A 24082-nucleotide genomic window follows, 5' to 3' on the forward strand; every position below is an offset into this window, starting at 1 on the left:
GATCGAGATGGACAAGCATGCGATCGAGGTCAGCGGACTCACGAAGAGGTTCGGTCATCGCACCGCCGTCGAGGACGTGTCGTTCGCGGTTCCACGCGGGGCCGTGGTCGGATTGCTCGGTCCGAACGGAGCGGGGAAATCGACGACGCTGCGGGCGATCGTCGGGCTGATCGCCCCGACGAGCGGTCAGAGCGTCATCGACGGCGTGCCGTTCGCCGCGCTCGAGAATCCGGCGATCCATGTCGGCGTGCACATGGACGGCTTCGGGTTCGAGGGCGGCATCACGGCGAGACGCCACCTCGAGATCTGCCGGATCGCGACCGGAGCGTCGCGCCACCGGGTCGACGAGGTGCTCGAGGAGGTGGGTCTCGCGGCAGATGCCGGTCGACGCGTGAAGACGTTCTCGACGGGCATGGCGCAGCGGCTCGGACTGGCCGCTGCCCTCATCGGCTCGCCGCGCACGCTCATCCTCGACGAACCGGCGAACGGTCTGGATCCCGACGGCATCCGCTGGCTGCGCGGTTTCCTCCGCGACTACGCCGCCCGCGGCGGGACCGTCCTCGTCTCCAGCCATCAGCTGGCCGAGCTCGAGCAGATCGTGGACCAGGTCGTCGTCATCAAGCGCCGCGTCCTGTTCACCGGCCCGCTGGGAGACCTCGTCGTCGACGACGGCGACTCGCTCGAGAACCGCTACTTCGATCTCGTCGAGGGAGCCTCCGCATGAAGCACGTCGTCCGGAGCGAGATGCTGCGATCGGTCAGCGGGTTCTCCGTCACGGCGATCTACCTCGTCGCCGTCCTCATGCCCGTCTTCGTGCTGTTCTCGGATGGAACCCGATTCGAACTCGCCGGTCTCGATGCCGGCACCGCGACGATCCGCCTCCTCGAGCCGCTCGCCTGGTGCGCCGTCTCCGCCGCTTTCGTCGGGGCGTACGGGGTCACGCGCGAGTGCTACTACGGCTCGCTCGGGCGGACGCTCACGAGCGTCACGCTCTCTCGGGCGTTCTGGGGGAAGATCGTCGGCGGTGCTGTCGTGGGCGTCGGCACGGTGGTCGGCATCCTCGTCGTCTGGACGCTCGGCGTGGGTCTCGTCCTCGCCCGCTCCGGCCTCTCGCTCTCGTGGGATCCGAACGCGTGGCATCTCTACGGCGGGGCGTTGCTGGGCGCCGCCCTCGGCGCACCGATCGGAGCAGCGGTCGGCTGGATCGTCCGGAACTACTACGCGGCGGCCGCGCTCCTCATCGTCATCCCGCTGGCGCTCGAGTTCACCCTGCTGCGCGTGGCACCCGAGGTGGCGCGGTTCTCTCCCGGGCTGGCTCTGGCCGCTCTCGGCGTACCCGGCCACCAGAACCGGATGCTCGAGTTCGGCCCCGCGCTGGGCGTGGGGCTGGCGTGGGTCGTCGTGCTGATCGCCACGGCGTGGCTCGTCGCCGCGAGGAGGCGTCCGTGATCGGCCGCGCGTTGCGGATGCAGCTGCACAGCCTCCTCCACGACGTCGTGCTGCTGTGGGTGCTCGTCGCGGCGTTCGCGATGTCCGTGCTGGTCGCCGTCGGCGTGCCGGCGGACCTCGCTGACGCGCCGCCGCGCACCCGGGCGGCGCTCACCGCACCGTTCGGCGTCGTGGTGGCGGTGTACGGGGCCGTCCTCGCGGCCGTGTACGGGTCGTTCCGGTACACGGTCGATCGTCGAGACGGCGTCCTGGCTCAACGTCTGATGCTCGAGCGACGCCCTGCCGCTCTGCTCACGAGGGTGCCCGCCGCAGCGGTGGGCGGCGCGTGCGTCTCCCTGGCCGGTGTCGTCGGCGCGTACGCCGCGTTCGGCGTCGCCCTCGGCGGCCTCCCGCTCGACTGGTCGACCGTGGGCCGCATGTTGCTGCTCGGCGCCGTCGCCGGCGTCTACGGACTCGGCGTCGGACTCGTGGTGCAGACCCATCTCGTCGCTCTCTTCATCGCCCCGATGTCTCTCGCCGCGGGACTCCTCGTCGTGGCGGTCTGGCCGACGACGGCAGCCCATCTCCCGCTCTTCGCCCTCCTCGAAGCGCTCGGCTTCGATGTCAGCGCCGCGGGACTCGCACCGACCCACAGGCTCGATCGCCCCGTGGCCGTCCTCGTATCAGCGGGCTGGATGCTGATCGGTCTGCTCGGCGGCGGCATCCTCTTCCTGGTCCGCGATCTGCCGTGACCTCACTCCGGTGGTGCGCGGCGCGGGGCAGGCGGGCGCGAGCAGAGCAGCACCGGACCCGGCGTAAAATCTGGGAGTGGCAACACCCAAGATCGTGCTCTTCTACGTGTTCACCCCGCTCGCCGACCCCGAGGCGATCCGGATGTGGCAGCGCGATCTCGGCGACGCTCTTGGCCTGCGCGGTCGGCTGATCATCTCGAAGGATGGCATCAACGGCACGCTCGGGGGAGATCTGCCCGTGTTGAAGCGCTGGGCGCGGTCGTTCCGCTCCTATGAGCCGTTCCGCGATGTCGACCTGAAGTGGAGCGAGGGCTCCGGCGTCGACGCCGAAGGCCGTAGCCTCGACTTCCCGAAGCTCAGCGTCAAGGTCCGCGACGAGATCGTCTCGTTCGGTGCGCCGGGCGAGCTGCGAGTCGACCGGCAGGGCGTCGTCGGCGGCGGCACGCGCCTGAGTCCCGAGGCGCTGCACGAGCTGGTCGACGAGCGCGGCGACGAAGTCGTGTTCTTCGACGGCCGCAACGCGCTCGAGGCGCAGATTGGCCGGTTCCGCGGCGCGGTCGTGCCCGATGCCGACACGACCCGCGACTTCGTGCAGCTGCTCGACTCCGGTACCTACGACGACCTCAAGGGCAAGCCGATCGTCACCTACTGCACGGGCGGGATCCGCTGCGAGGTGCTGTCGAGTCTGATGACGTCTCGTGGATTCGGCGAGGTGTATCAGCTCGAGGGCGGCATCGTCCGTTACGGCGAGAAGTACGGCGACGACGGCCTCTGGGACGGCTCGCTGTACGTGTTCGACAAGCGCGGGTCGGTCGACTTCTCCGATCACGCGGCTGTCATCGGCGTCTGCGAGGGATGCGGTGCCGCGACCAAGCGCACCGCCAACTGCCCCGACCCCTCCTGTCGCATCCAGTTCGTGGTCTGCGAGGCGTGCCAGGCGGTCCGCTGCCGCGCGCACGCCGCCTGACTCTCGACACCGCGCTGCGGGACGAAGGATCAGGCCAGCAGGGGAGCGTCCGCGGCGCGCGTCGCGAAGAGCGACCGAGGAAGCAGGAACGCCTGCGTTCTCGACGGTCGTGAGACGCTGCGACGCAGGTCGGCGAGAACGCGACCGAGTGCCTCGTCGACGGCATCCGCCTTCTCCGCCGAGGGGCGGGCGTAGCTGGCCCGCTCGACCGCATCCGTCAGGATCCGCGCATCCTCGGCGCCGACACGGGCGTCGCGCACGAGGTCGGCGGCGCGCATGCGCGGTGTCTCGGCATCCGACACCGCGATTCCGAGGTCGAGCATGGTCGCCCTGAGCTCGCCCCACGCAGCCCCGGCATCGCCACGCCGCGCCCGGCCGCGCCGCGATGCCCGGACGGAAAGACGCACCAGTGCCGGGAGCAGCAGCACGACCAGCACGCCGAGCGTTCCGAGCAGGACGGGCGTCGGGTCGAGACGGTTCAGCTGGCCGGTGGCTCCGGCGTTGTCTCCGGCGTCGGGACGCTCGACCTCGGGTCCGGTGGTCTGCGGCGCCTCCGGCGCAGCCGACGGGGCGTTCGGCGTCGTACCGGTGCTGCCTCCGCCCGACGTCGACCCGGCGGCGAACGCCGTGGGGATGCCGAGCGAGGCCGTCGGCTCGAAGGGCACCCACCCGATCCCGGGGAACAGCACCTCCGGCCAGGAGTGCAACTGGTCGCTCGATACGGAGTAGACGGCTTCCTCGCCGCGCTGCGTCGTGGTGAGGGCGCCGGGCAGATATCCGACGACGATGCGCACCTCCATGTCGAGACTCTCGGCCATGAGTGCGAACGCCCCGGCGAAGTGGATGCAGTAGCCCGACTTCACGTCGAGGAACTGCGCGACCGCGTCAGCGCCCGTCCCGTCGAAGCCCTCATCGACCGGTGTCTCCAGGGAGTACGAGAACTCGCTGCGGAACCAGGACTGCAGGGCGATGAGGCGGTCGTAGTCGTTGGTCGCGTCGCCGGTCACCTCGTCGGCGGTCTCGCCGATCACGGCCGGCAGCTCCACGGCATCCTCGTCGGGTTCGACGACGAGAGGAGCCGCCGGCGTGGCTCTGATCTGCTCGAGCGTGGGGTCGACGTCGAGGGAGCGGACCGTGTAGTCGTTCCCCACCGCGTCGGCGCTGCGCGAGGCCACAGTGCGGTTCTCCTGGCTCACCCGCCACGACGACGGCACGCCCTGCAGCTCGGTCGCCGGGTACGGCACGGGCAGCCACGAGCTCGACACCCGGAGGACTCGGATCGACGTGCTCTGCTCCTCCACCGCGATCTCGGGGCTCCACTCCTCCGGCCCGAACCCCTCGTCCTGGGGTGCGAAGCCGCCGCGGTCCGGCTCCCAGACGCGGCCGTCGAAGTGCGACAGCGTCGTCAGGCGCAGATACGGGGCGGTGTCGGCCGTGGTCGCGAGCGTGAGCACCTCGACCGGGTTCGGCTGGCGCAGGTCGTCGCCGAGGCGCAGCGAGGCGTCCACCGACACGCCGGTGCCCGTCCCGGCCAGTGCTGTCGACACGGGCAGCACGGGGGCCACGACCACCGTGGCGGCGAGGGCCGCGACGCCCACGCCCGCGGCGACGGCGGTCGACGTGCGGCGCGGCGACTCCGGATGCTGGGCGGCCGTAGAGCGCAGCAGCAGGAGGAGGAGGATGCCGAGCATCACGAACCACACCACGTCCGCGCCGCTGACCGTGACGATCATGGGCATGGCTCCCACCGCCGCGGTCAGGAGGAAGGCGATGATCGCGCCGCGCTGGGCCACGAGCTGATCGAGCAGGATCGCGACGACCGCGAACCCGAGCCCCATCACTGCCTGCAGACCGGGCGAGGGATCGAGCGGGGCGGCGCCGAAGACGATCTCCTCGCCCGCCGCGGCGACGAGGGTCTGGAACGTGACGATCGTCGACTCGGTGGGCACGAGCCCGAACACCGCGGTGTCTCCCGCGACGAGCCGTGTGAGGGTCGCCACCGCCACGACGAGCTGCGCGGCGAGGGTGACGAGGTCGCGCACCCACGCGGGTCGGTGCTTCAGGATCGTCCGTGCGATGACCCCGGTGAGGGCGGTCACGACGATGACGACGAGCACGGTGGCGGACCAGGCGCCCGGCCGGATGACGGACGTGAACGGCCACATCGCCACGAGGGCGGCCGCGCCGGCCAGTGCCGCCGACACCCAGGCGCTCCGGGGGAGCTCCCTGTCGCGGTGCCAGGCAGGAGCCGCACGACGCTCAGCGCGTGCCATCGGCCGACCTCTCCGGCTCGACGGGCGCCGTGCTCACGCGGTCGGGCAGTGCGTCGTCCCAGGCGCCGGCGATGTCGTCTCCCAGGGTGGCGACGCGCCAGCCGTGCTGGGCGGCCGCTGCGGCGGCTCCGGCGAGCGGGCCGCTGGCGAAGAGCATGGGCGCGGCGGCGCCGGCAGGGCGCAGCAGCGCGGCATCCTCCTCGTCGATCTCGCCGGTGATGTACACGAGCGGCCCGGGCGGAGTACCGCCCACGAGAGCAGCGAGGTCGCGCGCGTCGCCGCGAGGGGTCACGAGGGCCAGTGCGACCAGCAGGCCGTCGCGGTCGTCCTCGTGACCGCGCAGAGTGCCGAGCAGCGCACCGGCGCTGTCGATCACGTCGACGCCGTACCCCTCGTGCATGAGGTGCACGGCGGCCGAAGCGCACAGCGACACCGCCGCCTCGAACGCCGGGTCGGCCTCGCCCTCGGTTTTCCGCCAGCGCGCGGCGCTCCGGTCCAGCACGACCAGCGCGTCCGGGCTCGACTCCTCCTCTTCCTGCCGCACCATGAGCTGGCCGCGGTGCGCGGTCGCCCGCCAGTGGATCCGCCGCATGGAGTCGCCGGGGATGTAGCCGCGGGGCGAGAGGTTGTCGCTGCCCTGGCCGAGTCTGCTCGACGAGGTCTGGGCGGTGCCTCCCGCTGCGCCGACCTTCACGGTGAGCGGGGACAGAGTGAACACCTCGGGCACCACGGTGACCGTGCGGGTCTCGCCGAACGCCTGCTCGCGCTGGGCGAGTCCGAACGGGTCGACCGTGCGCAGCATGAGCGGCCCGATCGGCCACACACCGCGGCGCACGCCGGTGAGGAGATAGGTGAGCTGACCGGTCTCGGGCGGGTACTCTCCGGCGGCGTCACCCGATACCGCGTCCGGGAGGACGTCACGCCACAGTCCCCGGGGCACGCGCAGTGCGCGCAGGGCGAACCGCAGGGTCACGCGCGACGTCTCCGACACGGTGATCAGATCGGTGGACACCTGCCTGGTGACCGAGCCGGAGCGACGGGGCGCCCGCACGGCGATCAGCGCGAAGACGGTCAGCGCGAGCAGCAGCAGTCCGATGTAGAGCAGGATCGCTGCGCCGACGAGATTGGCGGCCACGATGCAGCCGATGCCGGCGAGGAGCGCACCCGTGCCCCTCAGCGTCAACATCCGGCGGCGAGGCATCACAGATCCGGCTCAGGAGCGGACGGCCACGGGCACGCGCACGCGCTGGGCGATCTGACCCAGGGCCGCTTCGACGGGCTGAGCGCCGGCGCGGTGCGCGCCGCGTGCGGGGAGCAGACGATGCGCGAGCACAGGGATCAGCAGCGCCGTCACGTCGTCGGGGATCACGAAGTCGCGACCGTCGAGCGCCGCCCACACCTTCGCCGCCCTGATCAGCTGCAGCGTCGCACGCGGGCTCGCGCCGAGGTGCAGGCTCGGGTCGACCCGGGTGGCCTGGGCCAGGGCGACCGTGTACTCCTCGACGGCCGGAGCCACGTGCACGGAGCGCGCCCACGCGATGAGCGCCGTGATCGACGCGGCGTCGGCGACCGCGGTCACCGACGCGAGCGGATTGACCGTGTCGCGCTGCCGCAGCATCTCGACCTCGGCGGCGGGATCCGGGTAGCCCATCGAGATGCGCATCATGAAGCGGTCGCGCTGCGCCTCGGGGAGCGCATAGGTGCCCTCCATCTCGAGCGGGTTCTGCGTCGCGACGACGAGGAACGGGTCGGGGAGCAGATGCGTGGATCCGTCGACGGTGACCTGGCCCTCCTCCATCGCCTCCAGCAGCGCCGACTGGGTCTTCGGCGACGACCGGTTGATCTCGTCGGCGATCACGATGTTCGCGAACACCGCTCCGCGCTTGAATTCGAACTCGCGATCGACCGGGTTGTAGACGCTCACCCCGGTGACGTCGCCCGGCAGCAGATCGGGGGTGAACTGGATGCGTCGCACGGTGGCGTCGACGCTCGCGGCCAGCGCCCTGGCGAGCATCGTCTTGCCGACCCCGGGCACGTCTTCGATCAGCAGGTGGCCCTCGGCGAGGAGGCAGACGAGCGCGCTGCGCACGGCATCCGGCTTGCCGTCGATCACGCGACCGATCGAGCCGACGATGGCGGAGGTCTGCGCGGCGAAGTCCTGGGCGTCGATGATCGGCGTCATCGGGGGCGGGGTGTCTGGCATGCGTTCCCTCTCGCGTGGGCGCTGCGGTGCGCGTGAACCGATCGTAACCCGCGCGGCTGAGGACCGGCTCCGCATCGGCTAGACTGGATGACGGCTCTCCGCGTGGCGGCATCCAGGCCAATTCCCCCAGGGCGGAAACGCAGCAAGGGTAACCGGGCTCTGCTGGGTGCGCGGAGGGTCACTTTCTTTTTGTCAGCGTCCTCCTGGACAGTCCTGTCAGGATCGAGACGTGACGAGGCCCGACCTGACCAGCACCGCCGATTCCCCGCGCCGCAGCGCGTTCGGGCGCTTCGCGTCGCCGATCCTCCTTCTCGCCGCCATGTGGATCGTGCAGTTCGCGGATGCGGTCCTTCCGGGATCGTTCACCGGTTTCGGCCTGCGTTCGTGGGACCCGACCGGTCTCGCCGGCGTCTTCGTCGGCCCGCTGCTGCACGCGAACTGGGCGCATCTCATCGCGAACTCGGTGCCGTTCCTCGTGCTCGGCTGCCTCGTCGCCGTCGAGGGCGCCCGCAGGTTCTGGGCCGTCACGGCCTTCGCGGCGATCATCGGGGGAGCAGGGACCTGGCTGCTGAACGCCCCCGGGACGCTGACCGTCGGCGCCTCCGGACTCGTGTTCGGGTACTTCGGCTACACCGTGATGCGCGTGTTCGCACCGGGACGGGTGTCGCACCGCATCCTCTACGCGATCATCGCGATCGTCGTGATCGCTCTCTACGGCGGCTCGATGCTCGCCGGCGTCGTGGGCGTGCGGGAGGGCATCTCCTGGCAGGCCCACCTGTTCGGCGCGATCGGGGGAGGGCTCGCGGCCTTCGTCGGACGCGGCGCGAGCGGCGGACGCGGGCGGCCATGACGTCGACTGCGCGCCGGACGCGGGCACGCCGGGCAGTGCCGCAGCGTCGGCGCCCTCGTGCACGCCGACGGCTCACCCCGCGTCGTCGTGCGCAGCGGAGAAGGCAGCGGATGCGCCTCCTCCGGCGCATCGCGCTGTCGGCGGCGGGCGTCGTGGCCGTCGCGCTCGCCGCGATCCTGATCCCTCTCGGTCTCGCGCACGAGAAGCCGCTCGCGATCTGCATCGGAGATCCGAGCACCTACCCGGCGGCGGGCATCGCGGGGTGGGAGGGCGAGCAGCTGGAGAACGCCGCGACCATCATGCAGACCGCCTCGGCGCTCGGGTTCGGGCGCGACGGTCAGATCCTCGGCGTGATGACGGCGATGGGCGAGAGCAGCCTGCACAACATCGACTACGGCGACTGGGAGACGAGCGGGTTCACCAACCCCGACGGCAGCAGGACCACGAGCATCGGGCTCTTCCAGCAGCAGGAGTGGTGGGGCAGCGTCGAGCAGCGCATGGACCCGGCGACCGCGGCGACGCTCTTCTACCAGCGCCTCTCGCGCGTGCCCGACTGGCAGTCGATGGATCGCTCGCTGGCCATCCACCGCGTGCAGGTCAACCTCGACCCGACGTACTACACGCGGTACACCGAGGATGCCGTCGCGGTCGTCGACGCGATGTCGACACCCTGCTGATCTCCGCCCCCGGCATCCAGGATCCCGAGGGGGAGGTGCGCCTAGGCTGGTGCCGTGGCGCAGAGCATCTACATCACCTCGGCCGAAGGCCATACCGGGAAGTCCACGATCGCCCTCGGCGTGCTCGATGCGCTCATGCGCGTCACACCGCGCGTCGGCGTGTTCCGGCCGATCGCGCGCTCGGTCGCCGAACGCGACGACGTGCTCGAGCTGCTGCTCGCCCACGACGGCGTGCAGCTCGACTACGACGACTGCATCGGCGTGACCTACGACGACGTCCGCGACGACCCCGAGCGGGCGCTCTCGACCATCGTCGCCCGCTTCAAGGCCGTCGAGGCCCAGTGCGATGCCGTCGTGATCATCGGCAGCGACTACACCGACGTCGCGAGCCCCGCCGAGCTCGGCTACAACGCGCGGATCGCGGCGAACCTCGCTGCACCCGTGCTGCTCGTCCTCAGCGGCCGCGACCAGCAGCGCCAGGCCGAGCAGCTGGGCACGACCACGGCACGCACGCCCGAGGCCGTCGGTCAGATCGGCGCCCTCGCTCTGTCGGAGTTGGAGGTCGAGCGGGCCGAGCTGTTCGCGATCGTCGTGAACCGCGCCGATCCCGACCGCCTCGGCGACATCGAGCAGGCGGTCGCCGCCCTCCGCCCCGCTCGGACCACCCCGGTGTGGGCGCTCCCCGAGGACCGCACCCTCGTCGCGCCGTCGATCCGCGGCATCCTCTCCGCCGTCGACGGACGACTCATCAAGGGAGACCCCGACCGTCTCGGCCGCGAGGCTCTCACGATCGTCGTCGCCGGCATGTCGATGGTGAACGTGCTGCCGCGGCTCACCGAGGAGGCCGTGGTCGTCATCCCCGCCGACCGCACCGAGGTGCTGCTCGCGACCCTGCTCGCCGATGCCTCCGGCACGTTCCCCCGCGTAGCGGGGATCATCCTCAACGGTCCGTTCCCGCTGCCCGATCCGATCGTCCAGCTGCTCGACGGCTTCACCTCGACCGTGCCGATCATCGCCACCGACCTGGGCACGTACGACACGGCGGTGCGGGTCATGGGCGCCCGCGGCCGCATCTCGCCCGACTCGCGCGGCCGTTACGACCGCGCGCTCGGCCTGTTCCAGACCCACGTCGACGTCGCCGAGCTCACCACGCAGCTGGGCCTGGCGGAGTCGAAGGTCGTCACACCGCTGATGTTCGAGTACGGGCTGATCGAGCGGGCCAGGGCCGACCGGCGGCGCATCGTTCTGCCGGAGGGCGACGACGACCGCATCCTGCGCGCGGCCGCTACCCTGCTCGCGCGAGAGGTGGCCGACCTCACGATCCTCGGCGACGAGGCGGCGGTGCGGGCGCGCGCGGTCGAGCTCGGCGTCGACATCGAGGCGGCGCAGGTGCTCAGTCCCACCGACCCCGAGCTCGTCGAGCGCTTCGCCGCGGAGTACGCCAGGCTGCGCGCCCACAAGGGCATCACGCTCGCTCGGGCGGCGGACACCGTGACCGACGTGTCGTACTTCGGCACGATGATGGTGCACCTCGGCCTCGCCGACGGCATGGTCTCGGGTGCCGCGCACACGACGGCGCACACCATCCGCCCCTCGTTCGAGATCATCAAGACGAAGCCGGGCGTGCAGGTCGTCTCGAGCGTCTTCCTCATGGCCCTCGCCGACCGGGTGCTCGTCTACGGCGACTGCGCCGTCATCCCCGATCCGACCAGTGAGCAGCTCGCCGACATCGCGATCTCCTCGGCCGCCACGGCCCGGCAGTTCGGCATCGACCCCCGCATCGCGATGCTCTCGTACTCGACGGGGGAGTCGGGGTCTGGAGCCGACGTCGACAAGGTGCGCCACGCCACGGCACTCGTGCACGAGCGGGCGCCGGAGCTGCTCGTGGAGGGGCCGATCCAGTACGACGCCGCCGCCGACGCGGCGGTCGCGAAGGCCAAGCTGCCCGACTCCGCGGTCGCCGGGCGCGCGACCGTGTTCGTGTTCCCGGATCTCAACACGGGCAACAACACGTACAAGGCCGTGCAGCGGTCAGCCGGCGCCGTCGCGATCGGCCCCGTGCTGCAGGGACTCAACAAGCCGATCAACGACCTCTCGCGAGGCGCTCTGGTCGACGACATCGTGAACACGGTCGCGATCACCGCGATCCAGGCGCAGGGGGCGGACGCGTGACCACCATCCTCGTCATCAACAGCGGCTCCTCCTCCCTGAAGTACTCGCTCATCGACATCGAGGACGAGCGGGAGCTCGCGACCGGTCTGATCGAGCGCATCGGGCAGGACGTCGGCGCGGTCAGGCACACCGTGCGACCGGATGCCGCAGGCGACGCCGTCGTGACGATGCTCGACGCGACCTACGAGGAGGAGCGCCCGGTCGCCGACCACCGCCAGGCGTTCGCCGTCATGCTCGAGCAGTTCGCCGAGCACGGGCCCTCCCTCGACGAGCACCGGCCGGCCGCGGTCGGACACCGGGTCGTGCACGGCGGAGCCCGCTTCTACGCGCCGACCCTGGTCACGCCGGACGTCGAGGAGCAGATCGACGAGCTCGCGGTGCTCGCCCCGCTGCACAACCCCGCCAACCTCGCCGGCATCCGCGCCGCGAAGGCCGTCTTCGCCGATGTGCCGCACGTCGCGGTGTTCGACACCGCGTTCCACCAGACCCTGCCGCCGGCCGCGTACACCTACGCGATCGACGCCGAACTCGCCGCCGAGCACCGGGTGCGCCGCTACGGGTTCCACGGCACCAGCCATCAGTACGTGAGCGAGGCCGCTGCCGCCTTCCTCGGTCGCGACCTGGGCTCGCTGCGCCAGCTGGTGTTCCACCTCGGCAACGGCGCATCGGTCACCGCGATCGACGGCGGGCGCTCGGTCGAGACGTCGATGGGTCTCACGCCGCTGGAGGGGCTCGTGATGGGCACCCGTTCCGGCGACCTCGATCCCGCAGCGCTCGTGCACCTCTCGCGTCGCGCCGGCTACTCGATCGACGACCTTGACGCGCTGCTGAACAGCCGAAGCGGTCTCAAGGGACTCGCCGGACGCAGCGACATGCGCGACATCCTCGCCGGGCGAGAAGAGGGGGATGCTGCGGCCGCGCTCGCGTTCGACGTGTACATCCACCGCCTGCGGGGGTACGCCGGCGCGTACATCGCGCAGCTCGGCGGAGTCGACGTCATCTCGTTCACCGCCGGCGTCGGGGAGAACGCCCCGGCTGTGCGCGCCGAGGCCATGGCCACGCTCGGATTCGCGGGCGTCGAGATCGACCACGGCCGCAACGTCGAACGCCGCGCGGGCATCCGGCGCGTCTCGACGGACGCCTCGCCGGTCACCGTGCTCGTCGTCCCCACCGACGAGGAGCTCGAGATCGCGAGACAGACCTCGCGACTGCTCTGACGCAATACCCGGCTTCGGGGGTGACCGGCGGCGCCGTGCGGCACTACGCTTGCACAGTGGCACGGAGAGGTGCCGGAACCCTCGTCCTTCTCCTGGAGGCTCCTGTGCCCGAAGCACTGCCCGATCTGCTCCGCGCCGACGGCGTCCTGTTCGACCTCGACGGCGTCCTCACCCCGACCGCCGAGGTGCACATGCGCGCCTGGAAACTCGTGTTCGACGAGGTGTTCGAACGCTGGGGCCTCACACCCCCGTACAGCGACGCGGACTACTTCGACTACGTCGACGGCAAGAAACGCTACGACGGGGTCGCGAGCCTGCTGCACAGCCGCAACGTCGAGATCCCGTGGGGCGCGGTCGACGATCCACCCGAGGCCGAGACGATCTGCGGCATCGGCAACCGCAAGAACGCCGCGTTCGCCGCGTCGCTGCGGGCCGAGGGCATCGCCCCCTTCCCCGGATCGCTCGCCCTCGTCGAGAAGCTCGCGGCCGCCGGCATCCCGATCGGCGTCGTCTCCAGCTCGAAGAACGCCGAGGAGGTCCTCGGCGCCGCCGGGATCCGCTCGTACTTCCGTGTCGTCGTCGACGGGGTCGTCGCCGAGCGCGAGGGGCTCGCGTCGAAGCCCGCCGCCGACATGTTCCGCGCCGGGGCCGACGCGCTGGGTGTCGACCCGGCGACGAGCGTCGCCGTCGAGGACGCGACCTCCGGCGCGGCCTCGGCGTCGGCCGCAGGCTTCGGCGCCGTCGTCGGCGTCGATCGCGGCACCGGGGCCGACGCGCTGCGCGCCGCCGGCGCCACCGTCGTCGTCACCGACTTGGACGCCTTCCTGACCGACTCCGCACCCGCTGAGGCCCCCCGCCGCTCCGACTCCGAGGAGACCGCATGATCGACCGCGACCGCTTCCCCGTCGACCCCTGGCGTCTCATCGAGACGCGTTACTCCGAGGGCGGTGTGGGCGAGACGCTCTTCAGCGTCGGCAACGGGTACCTCGGTCTGCGCGGCAACCACATCGAGGGGCGAGGCGCCCACGAGCACGGCACCTTCGTGAACGGCCTGCACGAGACCTGGCCGATCCGGCACGCCGAGCAGGCGTACGGGTTCGCCGAGGTCGGGCAGACGATCGTCAACGCACCGGACGCGAAGGTCATGCGCGTCTACGTCGACGACGAGCCGATCTCGTTCGACGTCGCCGATGTGCGCGAGTACCGTCGCACGCTCGACATGCGGACGGGTGTTCTCGAGCGCGTTCTGCTCTGGGAGACCCCGTCGGGCAAGCGCGTGCGCATGCGCGACGAGCGCCTCGTCAGCTTCGAGGAGCGCCACCTGGCCATCCTGCGTCTCGAGGTCGTCGTCGAGAACTCCGACGCGCCCGTGACCATCAGCTGCCAGCTGCTGAACCGCCAGGACGGCGCGGGCGTCTACGCGGGCACGCCCGTCGAGGCGAAGAAGGGCTTCGACCCGCGCAAGGCCGAGAAGATCACCGAGCGGGTGCTCGAGCCCGCCGAGCACTGGCAGGACGGCCTGCGCTCCGCGCTGTCGTACTCGGTCGCCGCATCGGGGATGACCGTCGCGGTCGTCGCCGACCACATCATCGAGACCGAGAACGAGTACACCTCGCGAACCCTGATCGATCCCGACATCGCGAAGAACGTCTTCCGCGTGCAGGCGAAGGTGGGTGTGCCGATCACGATCACGAAGCTCGTCAGCTACCACTCCTCGCGCGGCGTGCCGCCGCGCGAGCTGGTCGACCGCTGCCGTCGCTCGCTCGATCGCGTGATGGCCGAGGGCGTCGACTCGCGATTCACGCGGCAGGCCGAGTGGCTCGAGGCGTTCTGGGACCGCAGCGATGTGCAGATCGGCGGACGCGACGACATCCAGCAGGCGACCCGCTGGTGCCTGTTCCAGCTCGCCCAGGCGTCGGCGCGCGCGGACGGCAGCGGTGTGCCGGCGAAGGGCCTCACCGGTTCCGGATACAGCGGTCACTACTTCTGGGACACCGAGATCTACGTGCTGCCGTTCCTCACCTACACGTCCCCGCAGTGGGCGCGCAACGCACTGCGCGCACGTGTGCACATGCTCCCGGCTGCGCGTCGGCGCGCGGCGCAGCTGAACGAGGCGGGAGCGCTGTTCCCGTGGCGGACGATCAACGGCGAGGAGGCGTCGGCCTACTACGCCGCGGGCACGGCGCAGTACCACATCAACGCCGATGTCAGCTTCGCCCTGGGCAAGTACGTGCGCGCGACGGGTGACGAGGACTTCCTGCGCCGTGAGGGAATCGACGTCGCGATCGAGACGGCCCGGCTCTGGGCGACCCTCGGCTTCTGGCGCACCTCGCAGGCGATGCCGGGCAGCGACGGCCACGACGGGGTCGAGACGTTCCACATCCACGGCGTCACCGGGCCCGACGAGTACACCACCGTCGTGAACGACAACCTCTACACGAACGTCATGGCCCGCTACAACCTGCGCTACGCGGCGCGGGTCGTGCGCGAGGCGCAGGAGGCGAACGGCGAGGAGTTCGCGAGGGTCGTCGAGCGGACGGGACTGGGCGAGGGCGAGGCGGATGCGTGGGAGCGCGCCGCCGACGCCATGTTCATCCCGTACAGCGAGGCGCTCGGCATCCACCCGCAGGACTCCCTGTTCCTCGAGCGCGAGGTCTGGGACCTGGCGCACACGCCGGCGGACCAGCGCCCGCTCCTGCTGCACTTCCACCCGCTCGTCATCTACCGGTTCCAGGTGCTCAAGCAGGCCGACGTGGTGCTCGCGCTGTTCCTGCAGGGCAACCACTTCACCCCGGAGGAGAAGAAGGCCGACTTCGATTACTACGACCCGCTGACCACGGGCGACTCGACGCTGTCGGCGGTCGTGCAGTCGATCCTGGCGGCCGAGGTGGGGTACCAGGACCTCGCGCTGCGCTACTTCGAGCAGTCGCTGTTCGTCGACCTGCACGACCTGCACCACAACGCGTCCGACGGGGTGCACGTGGCATCCGCCGGTGGCGTGTGGACGGCACTCGTGAGCGGATTCGGCGGCATGCGCGACTGGGCGGGCGAGCTGAGCTTCGATCCGCGACTTCCGGCGGACTGGACGTCGCTGTCGTACCCGCTGCAGTGGCAGGGGTCTGCGCTCCAGGTCACGCTCACCGCTGACCAGCTGCGGGTGCACGTGCGAGTCGGCGAGCCGGTGCCGTTCACGGTGCGCGGGGAGGCGTACATCGCGTCGGCGGGCGAGGACGTCGTGGTGCCCCTCGCCGATCAGGGCCCCGTGATCCCGGGGCGTCCGACGCTCCGCCAGTTCGCGAACGCGGTGCGGGAGGACGGCACGCTGCTCTCCGCATCCGTTCCGGTCATCACCACGGCCATCCCCGTGATCGGCGCCGACGACTGAGTCTCTCGCGGCCTTCGCGCCGAGCCACCCCTTCCGTATCGAGCCACCCCGCTGCGTGCGCTGCGCAACGGGGTGGCTCGGGCGGAACGGGGTCGTTCGGCGACGGCGGACGGGACGGGCGGATGCCGGAATCGAGGGCTGCCTCGATGTCGGCGGTACGCCGTAGGCTGTTCTGGTGACCACAGCCCTCTACCGCCGCTACCGCCCCGAGTCGTTCGGCGAGATGATCGGGCAGTCCCAGGTGACCGAGCCGCTGATGACCGCGCTGCGCGGCGACCGCGTCGGCCACGCATACCTGTTCTCGGGACCCCGCGGCTGCGGCAAGACGACGTCGGCTCGCATCCTCGCGCGGTGCCTGAACTGCGCCGAGGGCCCGACCGACACGCCCTGCGGCACGTGCGACAGCTGCGTCGAGCTGTCGCGAGCGGGCGGCGGGTCGCTCGACGTCGTCGAGATCGACGCCGCGAGCCACAACGGCGTCGACGACGCCCGTGACCTTCGCGAGCGAGCGACGTTCGCCCCGAGCCGCGACCGCTACAAGATCTTCATCCTCGACGAGGCCCACATGGTCACGCCGCAGGGGTTCAACGCGCTGCTCAAGCTCGTCGAGGAACCCCCGCCGCACGTGAAGTTCATCTTCGCGACCACCGAGCCCGAGAAGGTGCTCGGCACGATCCGCTCGCGCACGCACCACTACCCGTTCCGGCTCGTGCCGCCCGCCGCCATGCTCGAGTACGTCGAGAAGCTCTGCGCGGAAGAGGGCGTCGTCGTCGAGAAGGGCGTGCTGCCGCTGGTCGTGCGCGCAGGAGGCGGATCGCCCCGAGACACGCTGTCGCTGCTCGACCAGCTGATCGCCGGGTCCGACTCTCCGGCCGGCTCCGAGACCGTGACGGTCGCATACGAGCGCGCCGTCGCGCTGCTCGGCTACACGCACGCGACCCTGCTCGACGAGATCGTCGACGCGCTCGCCGCGGGAGACGCCGCAGCGGCGTTCCCCGCGATCGACCGCGTGGTGCAGACGGGGCAGGACCCCCGGCGCTTCGTCGACGACCTGCTCGAGCGGCTGCGCGACCTCATCGTGATCGCCGCGGTGGGCTCCGGCGCCTCGGCGGTGCTGCGGGGGATCGCCGACGATGAGCTCGCTCGCATGCGCTCCCAGGCGGAGGCGTTCGGCTCCGCGCGCCTGTCGCGCACGGCGGACGTCGTCAGCGCCGCCCTCGACGACATGTCCGGTGCGACCTCGCCCCGGCTGCACCTCGAGCTGATGGTCGCCAGGGTCCTGGCGGGGCCGACGGATGCCGGAACCGCCGCGGCGGCCGCGCAGCCCCGTGCGGCTGCCACTCGGGCCCATGCATCCTCGGCCCCGGCACCTTCCGCGCCGGCCCCCGCCGCCCCGGCCGCCGGCGCCGCCCCGGCCGCTGAGCGTGACGACGCATCCTCCTCTCCGGTCGCTCCGCGAGGGAGCGCAGCGACCGAGACCGAACGCGCCGCATCCTCCGAAGCGTCCACTCCGGCATCCGACACCTCGGCACCCGAGACCTCGACATCCGAGACCTCGGCGCCCGAGCCGACGACACAGCCGGCAGCCCCGCCCTCGGGTCCGGTCACGTTCGAGCGGATCACCTCGTCCTGGGCGGCCGTCCTGAAGCGCCTCGAAGACATCAGCCGCAGCTCCTGGCTGCTGGCCACCGCCGTGCAGCCTCTCGCCTACGTCACCGAGACCGACGTCCTCACCCTCGGGTTCACGAGCCAGCACGACGTCGCGAAGTTCAAGGGGACGACTCCGGGATCGGGACCGTCCGATCATCTGCGCACCGCGATCGAGCAGGAGCTCGGCGTCCGCGTCAAGTACGTGCCCGCACCTATGCCGCAAGGCGGTGCGCCGCGGCAGCCGTCCTCCTCGGGCGGGTCGGCATCGAGCGACTCCTCCGCTGCCGGCGCACCCGCATCGGAGCCTGCGTCAGCGGGGTCGACGCGCACCCAGGCCCGCAGCGACTCCGCCGCACCCGTGACCGAGTGGGCGGTCGCGCCGATCCCCGTGTCACCTGCCGTGGAGCCGGCCGCACCGGCGGCACCGGTGACCCCGGCGGCCGCGGCGACCTCCGCTCCCGCAGCTTCGGCTACGCCGGCGACCATGGTCTCCGGCGCGACCGCCACGTCCGGAGTCGCGAACGACACGGCCCGGCATGCGGCCGCGGCGCCGACGGTCACGCGCGAAGGGGATCCCACCCACGACGCGCCCCCGCCGTACGACGACGAGCCACCGCCCTACGATGACGAGCCGCCCTACGACCCGTCGTACGAGCCGACCCCGTCCCGGATGCCGCCGCGTCCCTCGCCGCAGTCCTCCGCCCCGGCGGCACCCGCACAGGCCGCCCCCGCACCTCGGTCGGCACCGGCATCCACCCCGGTCGTCACCGAGCGCACCCCGAGCGGGGGAGTGCAGCGCTACGGCGAGGCCGTGATCCGCCAGGTGCTCGGCGCCACGTTCGTGCGCGAAGAGCCCTACGAGCCCCCCACGAGGTTCTCCTGATGTACGACGGAATCGTCCAGGAACTGATCGACGAGTTCGGCAGGCTGCCCGGCATCGGCCCGAAGTCCGCGCAGCGGATCGCGTTCCACATCCTCCAGACGCCCACGTTCGATGTCGCGCGTCTGTCGGAGCTGCTCACCGAGATCCGTGTGCGCGTGCGCTTCTGCGAGATCTGCGGGAATGTGGCCGAGCAGGAGCGCTGCGCGATCTGCCGCGATCCGCGCCGCAACGGAGCCCTGATCTGCGTCGTCGAAGACGCGAAGGACGTCGCCGCGATCGAGCGAACGCGCGAGTTCCGCGGCCTGTACCACGTGCTCGGCGGGGCGATCAGCCCGATCGCGGGCATCGGCCCCGACGACCTGCGCATCGCTCAGCTCATGACCCGCCTCGCAGACGGCACCGTGCAGGAGGTCATCCTCGCCACCAACCCGAACCTCGAGGGCGAGGCGACGGCGAGCTACCTCAGCCGCCTCCTCACGACCATGCAGATCACCGTCTCGCGTCTCGCCTCTGGTCTCCCCGTCGGCGGCGACCTCGAATACGCCGACGAGGTCACCCTCGGGCGCGCGTTCGAGGGCCGGCGCGTGCTGTGAACGCACAGGGCGGCTTCTCCCGTCGAGGCTGGCTGCTCTTCGGGGCGATGGCGCTCCTGTGGGGCGTGCCGTACCTGTTCATCAGCGTCGCGGTCGAATCGTTCTCGCCGCCCGCGATCGTCGCCGGCCGCACGCTCATCGCCGCCCTCCTTCTCCTCCCGTTCGCGATCCGCGGCGGCGCTCTGAAGGCGGCGTGGAAGCACTGGCCGTGGGTCCTCGCTTTCGGCATCGTCGAGATGGCGGGTCCGTTCGTGCTGCTCGGCCACGCCGAGATGACTCTGCCGTCCGGCATGACCGGTCTGCTCGTGGCCACTGTGCCCCTGTTCGCCGCGCTCATCGCCCTCGGCGGCGGCGACCGCGGCGTCCTGCGCCCCGCGCGGGGGATCGGCCTCCTCGTCGGCTTCGTCGGCGTCGCGATCGTCGTCGCCGGGCCCGGCCTCTTCGGCGGTGACGTGAGCCTGCTCGCCGCGGGAGAGGTGCTCCTCGTCGCGGTCCTCTACGCCATCGCGCCCTTCATCGTCGCGCGCAAGCTCGCCGACGTGCCGTCGCTCGGCACGATCACGCTCTCGCTGCTCATGATCGGGATCCTCTACCTGCCGATCGGTCTGCTGACCCAGCACGAGGTGCCGACGATCACCTCGATCGCAGCGCTGCTGGCGCTCGCGGTCGTGTGCACCGCCGTGGCGTTCCTCGCCTTCTTCGCCCTCATCCGTGAGGTGGGCCCGGTGCGCGCCCCGCTGTTCACCTACGTCAACCCGGTGGTCGCGATCGTCCTCGGGGCGATCGTCCTCGCCGAGCCGCTCACGCCGGGACTCCTCATCGGCTTCCCGCTCATCATCGCCGGATGCTGGTTCGCCGCGACCGGCGGACGGCTGCGTCCCCCGGCCTCCACCGCCCCCGACCTGGCCGCGGCCCCGCCAGCGCCCTGAGCGGGGCGTCACATGCGCGGTCGGGTATACGACCCGATCGTAGAATGAGCGTGGGCGGATCCGCCCGACATCCCAGGGAGTGAACGTGGCCCTCATCGTGCAGAAGTACGGCGGCTCGTCCGTCGCCGACGCAGAGAGCATCAAGCGCGTCGCGAAGCGCATCGTCGACACGCGTCGTGCCGGACACGATGTCGTCGTGGCCGTCAGCGCGATGGGCGACACCACCGACGAGCTGCTCGACCTCGCGAACGAGGTCGCCCCGATCCCCGCTCCCCGAGAGCTCGACATGCTGCTCTCGAGCGGTGAGCGCATCTCGATGGCGCTCCTCGCGATGGCCATCCACTCGATGGGGTTCGAGGCGCGGTCGTTCACCGGCAGCCAGGCCGGCATGATCACGGATTCGCAGCACGGCGCCGCGCGCATCGTCGACGTGACCCCGGTCCGGCTGCGCGAGGCGCTCGACGAGGGCGCGATCGTCATCGTCGCCGGCTTCCAGGGGTTCAACCGCGACACCCGCGACATCACCACGCTGGGTCGCGGCGGATCCGACACCACGGCCGTGGCGCTCGCGGCGGCACTGTCGGCCGACGTGTGCGAGATCTACAGCGACGTCGACGGCATCTTCACCTCCGACCCGCGCATCATCCCGAAGGCGCAGAAGCTCGACCACATCTCGAGCGAGGAGATGCTCGAGCTGGCTGCCAACGGAGCCAAGGTGCTCTACATCCGTGCTGTCGAGTACGCGCGCCGTCACGGCGTCCTGATCCACGCCCGTTCGACGTTCTCGTCGTCGGAGGGCACCTACGTTCTGGGCGAGGGCATGAAGAACCCCCGCGAAGCCGAGGGAGCTGAGATGGAAGAACCGATCGTCGCCGGAGTCGCCACCGACTTCAGCCAGGCCAAGATCACGGTCGCCGGAGTGCCGGACGTCCCGGGCAAGGCCGCCGAGATCTTCAAGATCGTCGCCAAGTCCGGCGCGAACGTCGACATGATCGTGCAGAACGTGTCGGCGACGGGTCGCACCGACATCTCGTTCACTGTTCCCAAGGCGGATGCCGCGGCGGCACTCAAGGCGCTCGCCGGCGACCAGACCGAGGTGGGATTCCAGAACCTCATCCATGACGACCAGATCGGCAAGCTGTCTGTGGTCGGCGCGGGCATGCGCACCCACTCCGGCGTCTCGGCGATCCTCTTCGAGGCGCTGTCGGCCGGCGGCATCAACATCGAGATGATCTCGACGTCCGAGATCCGCATCTCTGTCGTGCTGCGCGACAGCGACCTTGCGGAGGCCGCGCGCACCGTGCACAGCGCCTACGGACTCGACGGCGAGATCGAAGCCACGGTCCACGCCGGTACCGGTCGCTGACCGGCACGGTAGACTCACCCACACCCTGACATCGGCGCCAGGCGCGGCATCCGCACCCCGACGCCGCGCCTGAAGCCTCGCCAGCAGTACTGCTCGACGCCAAGGAACATCATGACCCGCATCTCCGACTCAGGACTCTCCGTCGCCATCGTGGGCGCCACCGGCCAGGTGGGCACCGTCATGCGCGAGATTCTCGCCGAGCGGTCCTTCCCGATCCGCGAACTGCGCCTGTTCTCGTCGTCGCGCTCGGCGGGCACGACGATCGAGTTCGGCGGAGCGACCGTGATCGTCGAAGACGTGGAGACGGCGGATGCCGCGGGCATCGACATCGCCCTGTTCTCGGCCGGGGCCACCGCCAGCCGTGCCTACGCTCCGCGGTTCGCCGAGGCCGGTGCCGTGGTCGTCGACAACTCGAGCGCGTGGCGCAACGATCCCGAGGTGCCCCTCGTGGTGAGCGAGGTCAACCCGCACGCGATCGACGACCGCCCGCGCGGCATCATCGCGAACCCGAACTGCACGACCATGGCTGCGATGCCCGTGCTCAAGGCGCTCGACGCCGAGGCCGGCCTCGAGCGTCTCATCGTGTCGACCTACCAGGCCGTCTCCGGCTCCGGCCTCGCCGGGGCGCAGGAGCTGCTCGGCCAGGTCGAGGGCGTCCTCGCGCAGGGCGACACGCTGCGCCTCGTGCACGACGGGTCCGCGATCGACTTCCCCGAGCCCGAGAAGTACGTCGCGCCGATCGCGTTCGACGTGATCCCCTTCGCCGGAAACCTCGTCGACGACGGTGAGAACGAGACCGACGAGGAGAAGAAGCTCCGCAACGAGAGCCGCAAGATCCTCGAGCTCCCGGGCCTCCGCGTCGCAGGCACCTGCGTGCGCGTGCCCGTCTTCACCGGTCACTCGCTCTCGATCAACGTCGAGTTCGCCCGCGACATCACGCCGGAGCGGGCGCGCGAGGTGCTCGCCGCTGCTCCCGGCGTCGTGCTCGACGAGGTGCCGACTCCGCTGCAGGCCGCCGGCAAGGACCCGAGCTTCGTCGGCCGCATCCGCGCGGACCAATCGGCCCCAGAGGGCAAGGGCCTCGTGCTGTTCATCAGCAACGACAACCTGCGCAAGGGCGCGGCTCTGAACGCGGTGCAGATCGCCGAGATCCTCGCCGAGCGCCTGGCCGTCATAGCCTGACGGCATCCCCGCCATGCGGATCCGGTCTCGTCGAGCCGGCCCGCGTGGTCTGCCGTGCCGTGCCCGCGAACTAGACTGTCCTGGTGACAGAAACAGTCGATGTCGTCCTGATCGGCGGTGGCATCATGAGCGCCACCCTGGGTACCCTGCTGCACGAGCTGCAGCCGGACTGGAAGATCGTCGCCTTCGAGCGACTGTCGGACGTGGCCCAGGAGTCCTCCAACCCCTGGAACAACGCTGGTACCGGTCACGCCGCCCTGTGCGAGCTGAACTACATGCCGCAGCAGAAGGGCGCGCCGCTCGATCCCGCGAAGGCGATCTCGATCAACGAGCAGTTCCAGCAGAGCCGCCAGTTCTGGTCGTCGCTGGTCGAGAGGGGTGTGCTCGACGAGCCGTCGACGTTCATCAACGCGACGCCGCACATGACCTTCGTGCGCGGCGAGAAGGATGTCGCGTACCTCAAGGACCGCTACGAGGTGCTGAAGAAGCAGCCGCTGTTCGCGGGCATCGAGTACAGCGAGGACTCGCGCGTCATCAACAAGTGGGCGCCTCTGCTCATGCAGCAGCGCCGCAAGGGCGAGCCGTTCGCCGCCACACGCGTGCCCGCGGGGACGGACGTGGACTTCGGTGCGCTGACGCACCAGCTCTTCGACCACCTCACGAAGTCGGGCGTGTCGCTGCGCACGAACCACGAGGTCCGCTCGCTGAAGAAGCAGAAGGACGGCTGGCTGGTCAAGTACCGCACGACCGTCGGTCGCACCCCCGCCGAGATCAAGGCGCGCTTCGTCTTCGTCGGCGCGGGCGGCTGGGCGCTCAAGCTGCTGCAGCGCTCAGGCATCCCTGAGATCAGGGGCTACGGCGTCTTCCCGATCGGGGGGCAGTTCCTCAAGACGAGCAACCCGAAGATCGTGTCGCAGCACAAGGCAAAGGTGTACTCGCAGGCGTCTGTGGGCGCCCCGCCCATGTCGGTGCCGCACCTCGACACGCGTGTCGTCGACGGCGAGGCGTCGCTCATGTTCGGTCCGTTCGCGACGTTCAGCCCGAAGTTCCTGAAGAACGGGTCGCTGCTCGACATCGTCACGCAGGTGCGACCGCACAACCTCATGCCGATGCTGCGCGTCGCCTTCGCCAACCCCGATCTCATCACCTACCTCATCGGCGAGCTGCTCAAGAACCATGCGAAGAAGGTCGACAGCCTGCGCACGTTCATGCCGACCGCGAAGGACGAGGACTGGACGCTGATCGACGCCGGTCAGCGCGCGCAGGTCATGAAGAAGGACCCGAAGAAGGGCGGGGTGCTGCAGTTCGGCACCGAGGTCGTCGCATCAGCCGACGGCTCGATCGCCGGGCTGCTGGGTGCGTCGCCCGGTGCCTCCACGGCGGTGCCGATCATGCTCGATCTGCTGAAGAAGTGCTTCCCCGACGAGTACCCGGGCTGGGAATCCGAGCTGCGCCAGCTGATCCCGACGTTCGGGGAGAAGCTCAACACACAGCCCGCTCTGGCTGCGTCGTCGACGTCGTCGACGGCAGCCACGCTCGGCATCGACGAGTAGCG

The 24082-nt window shown here is 70.7% G+C and carries 19 protein-coding genes and 1 other RNA gene; 17 read left to right on the forward strand and 3 right to left on the reverse strand.

Features of this window, described 5'->3' with window-relative positions; all coding sequences use genetic code 11:
- Positions 1–7 precede the first annotated feature (7 nt).
- From RAC81_RS10040 to RAC81_RS10055, 4 genes are all read left to right on the forward strand, one after another.
- Positions 8–724: an ATP-binding cassette domain-containing protein gene (locus tag RAC81_RS10040; protein ID WP_375082214.1), complete on the forward strand. Its 717-nt coding sequence runs from the start codon at positions 8–10 to the stop codon at positions 722–724.
- Complete coding sequence (locus RAC81_RS10045) at positions 721–1449, forward strand: ABC transporter permease (RefSeq protein ID WP_375082215.1); 729 nt, start codon at positions 721–723, stop codon at positions 1447–1449. The genes RAC81_RS10040 and RAC81_RS10045 overlap by 4 nt, the downstream gene beginning before the upstream one ends.
- On the forward strand, positions 1446–2180 hold the full coding sequence (locus RAC81_RS10050) for a hypothetical protein (RefSeq protein WP_375082216.1): 735 nt from the start codon (positions 1446–1448) through the stop codon (positions 2178–2180). Before RAC81_RS10045 ends, RAC81_RS10050 begins: the two co-directional genes overlap by 4 nt.
- A gap of 76 nt (positions 2181–2256) precedes the next feature.
- Positions 2257–3147 (forward strand): rhodanese-related sulfurtransferase, encoded by an 891-nt coding sequence (locus RAC81_RS10055; RefSeq protein ID WP_375082217.1) that lies wholly within the window; start codon positions 2257–2259, stop codon positions 3145–3147.
- Positions 3148–3176: 29 nt separating this feature from the next.
- On the opposite strand, the gene RAC81_RS10060 is transcribed toward RAC81_RS10055, so the two are convergent.
- From RAC81_RS10060 to RAC81_RS10070, 3 genes are read right to left on the reverse strand one after another with little or no spacing between them, the layout of a single operon-like run.
- A complete protein-coding gene (locus tag RAC81_RS10060) occupies positions 3177–5420 on the reverse strand; it encodes a transglutaminaseTgpA domain-containing protein (RefSeq protein ID WP_375082218.1) in 2244 nt (747 codons plus the stop codon).
- Complete coding sequence (locus tag RAC81_RS10065) at positions 5407–6621, reverse strand: DUF58 domain-containing protein (protein WP_375082219.1); 1215 nt, start codon at positions 6619–6621, stop codon at positions 5407–5409. The genes RAC81_RS10060 and RAC81_RS10065 overlap by 14 nt, the downstream gene beginning before the upstream one ends.
- 12 nt (positions 6622–6633) lie before the next feature.
- Positions 6634–7623 (reverse strand): AAA family ATPase, encoded by a 990-nt coding sequence (locus RAC81_RS10070; protein ID WP_375082220.1) that lies wholly within the window; start codon positions 7621–7623, stop codon positions 6634–6636.
- An 89-nt stretch (positions 7624–7712) separates the two neighbouring features.
- Between RAC81_RS10070 and ffs the strand changes: the two genes are divergently transcribed.
- The 13 genes from ffs to RAC81_RS10135 all read left to right on the forward strand — a co-directional run bounded on the left by ffs (position 7713) and on the right by RAC81_RS10135 (position 24080).
- Positions 7713–7809: signal recognition particle sRNA small type (ffs, locus tag RAC81_RS10075), an RNA gene on the forward strand.
- Positions 7810–7852: 43 nt separating this feature from the next.
- A complete protein-coding gene (locus RAC81_RS10080) occupies positions 7853–8473 on the forward strand; it encodes a rhomboid family intramembrane serine protease (protein WP_375082221.1) in 621 nt (206 codons plus the stop codon).
- A 110-nt stretch (positions 8474–8583) separates the two neighbouring features.
- On the forward strand, positions 8584–9150 hold the full coding sequence (locus RAC81_RS10085) for a hypothetical protein (RefSeq protein WP_375082222.1): 567 nt from the start codon (positions 8584–8586) through the stop codon (positions 9148–9150).
- Between the two features lie 54 nt (positions 9151–9204).
- Positions 9205–11322 (forward strand): phosphate acetyltransferase, encoded by a 2118-nt coding sequence (gene pta / locus RAC81_RS10090; RefSeq protein ID WP_375082223.1) that lies wholly within the window; start codon positions 9205–9207, stop codon positions 11320–11322.
- The gene (locus RAC81_RS10095; protein WP_375082224.1) at positions 11319–12539 is read left to right on the forward strand and encodes an acetate/propionate family kinase; all 1221 of its coding nucleotides are present in this window, start codon (positions 11319–11321) and stop codon (positions 12537–12539) included. Before pta ends, RAC81_RS10095 begins: the two co-directional genes overlap by 4 nt.
- 56 nt (positions 12540–12595) lie before the next feature.
- Positions 12596–13423: an HAD family hydrolase gene (locus RAC81_RS10100; RefSeq protein WP_375082225.1), complete on the forward strand. Its 828-nt coding sequence runs from the start codon at positions 12596–12598 to the stop codon at positions 13421–13423.
- The gene (locus RAC81_RS10105; protein WP_375082226.1) at positions 13420–15924 is read left to right on the forward strand and encodes a glycoside hydrolase family 65 protein; all 2505 of its coding nucleotides are present in this window, start codon (positions 13420–13422) and stop codon (positions 15922–15924) included. The genes RAC81_RS10100 and RAC81_RS10105 overlap by 4 nt, the downstream gene beginning before the upstream one ends.
- A 175-nt stretch (positions 15925–16099) precedes the next feature.
- Positions 16100–18457: a DNA polymerase III subunit gamma and tau gene (locus RAC81_RS10110; protein WP_375082227.1), complete on the forward strand. Its 2358-nt coding sequence runs from the start codon at positions 16100–16102 to the stop codon at positions 18455–18457.
- Positions 18457–19050, forward strand: a complete 594-nt coding sequence (gene recR, locus RAC81_RS10115) for a recombination mediator RecR (protein WP_096714913.1) — start codon at positions 18457–18459, stop codon at positions 19048–19050. Before RAC81_RS10110 ends, recR begins: the two co-directional genes overlap by 1 nt.
- Positions 19047–19979 (forward strand): DMT family transporter, encoded by a 933-nt coding sequence (locus RAC81_RS10120; protein ID WP_375082228.1) that lies wholly within the window; start codon positions 19047–19049, stop codon positions 19977–19979. Before recR ends, RAC81_RS10120 begins: the two co-directional genes overlap by 4 nt.
- Before the next feature lie 85 nt (positions 19980–20064).
- A complete protein-coding gene (locus RAC81_RS10125) occupies positions 20065–21345 on the forward strand; it encodes an aspartate kinase (protein WP_096714924.1) in 1281 nt (426 codons plus the stop codon).
- Positions 21346–21456: 111 nt separating this feature from the next.
- A complete protein-coding gene (locus RAC81_RS10130) occupies positions 21457–22527 on the forward strand; it encodes an aspartate-semialdehyde dehydrogenase (RefSeq protein ID WP_375082229.1) in 1071 nt (356 codons plus the stop codon).
- Positions 22528–22610: 83 nt separating this feature from the next.
- Positions 22611–24080: a malate:quinone oxidoreductase gene (locus RAC81_RS10135; RefSeq protein ID WP_375082230.1), complete on the forward strand. Its 1470-nt coding sequence runs from the start codon at positions 22611–22613 to the stop codon at positions 24078–24080.
- Positions 24081–24082 lie beyond the last annotated feature (2 nt).

The organism is Microbacterium sp. CR_7 (assembly GCF_041954755.1).
Classification (GTDB): domain Bacteria; phylum Actinomycetota; class Actinomycetes; order Actinomycetales; family Microbacteriaceae; genus Microbacterium.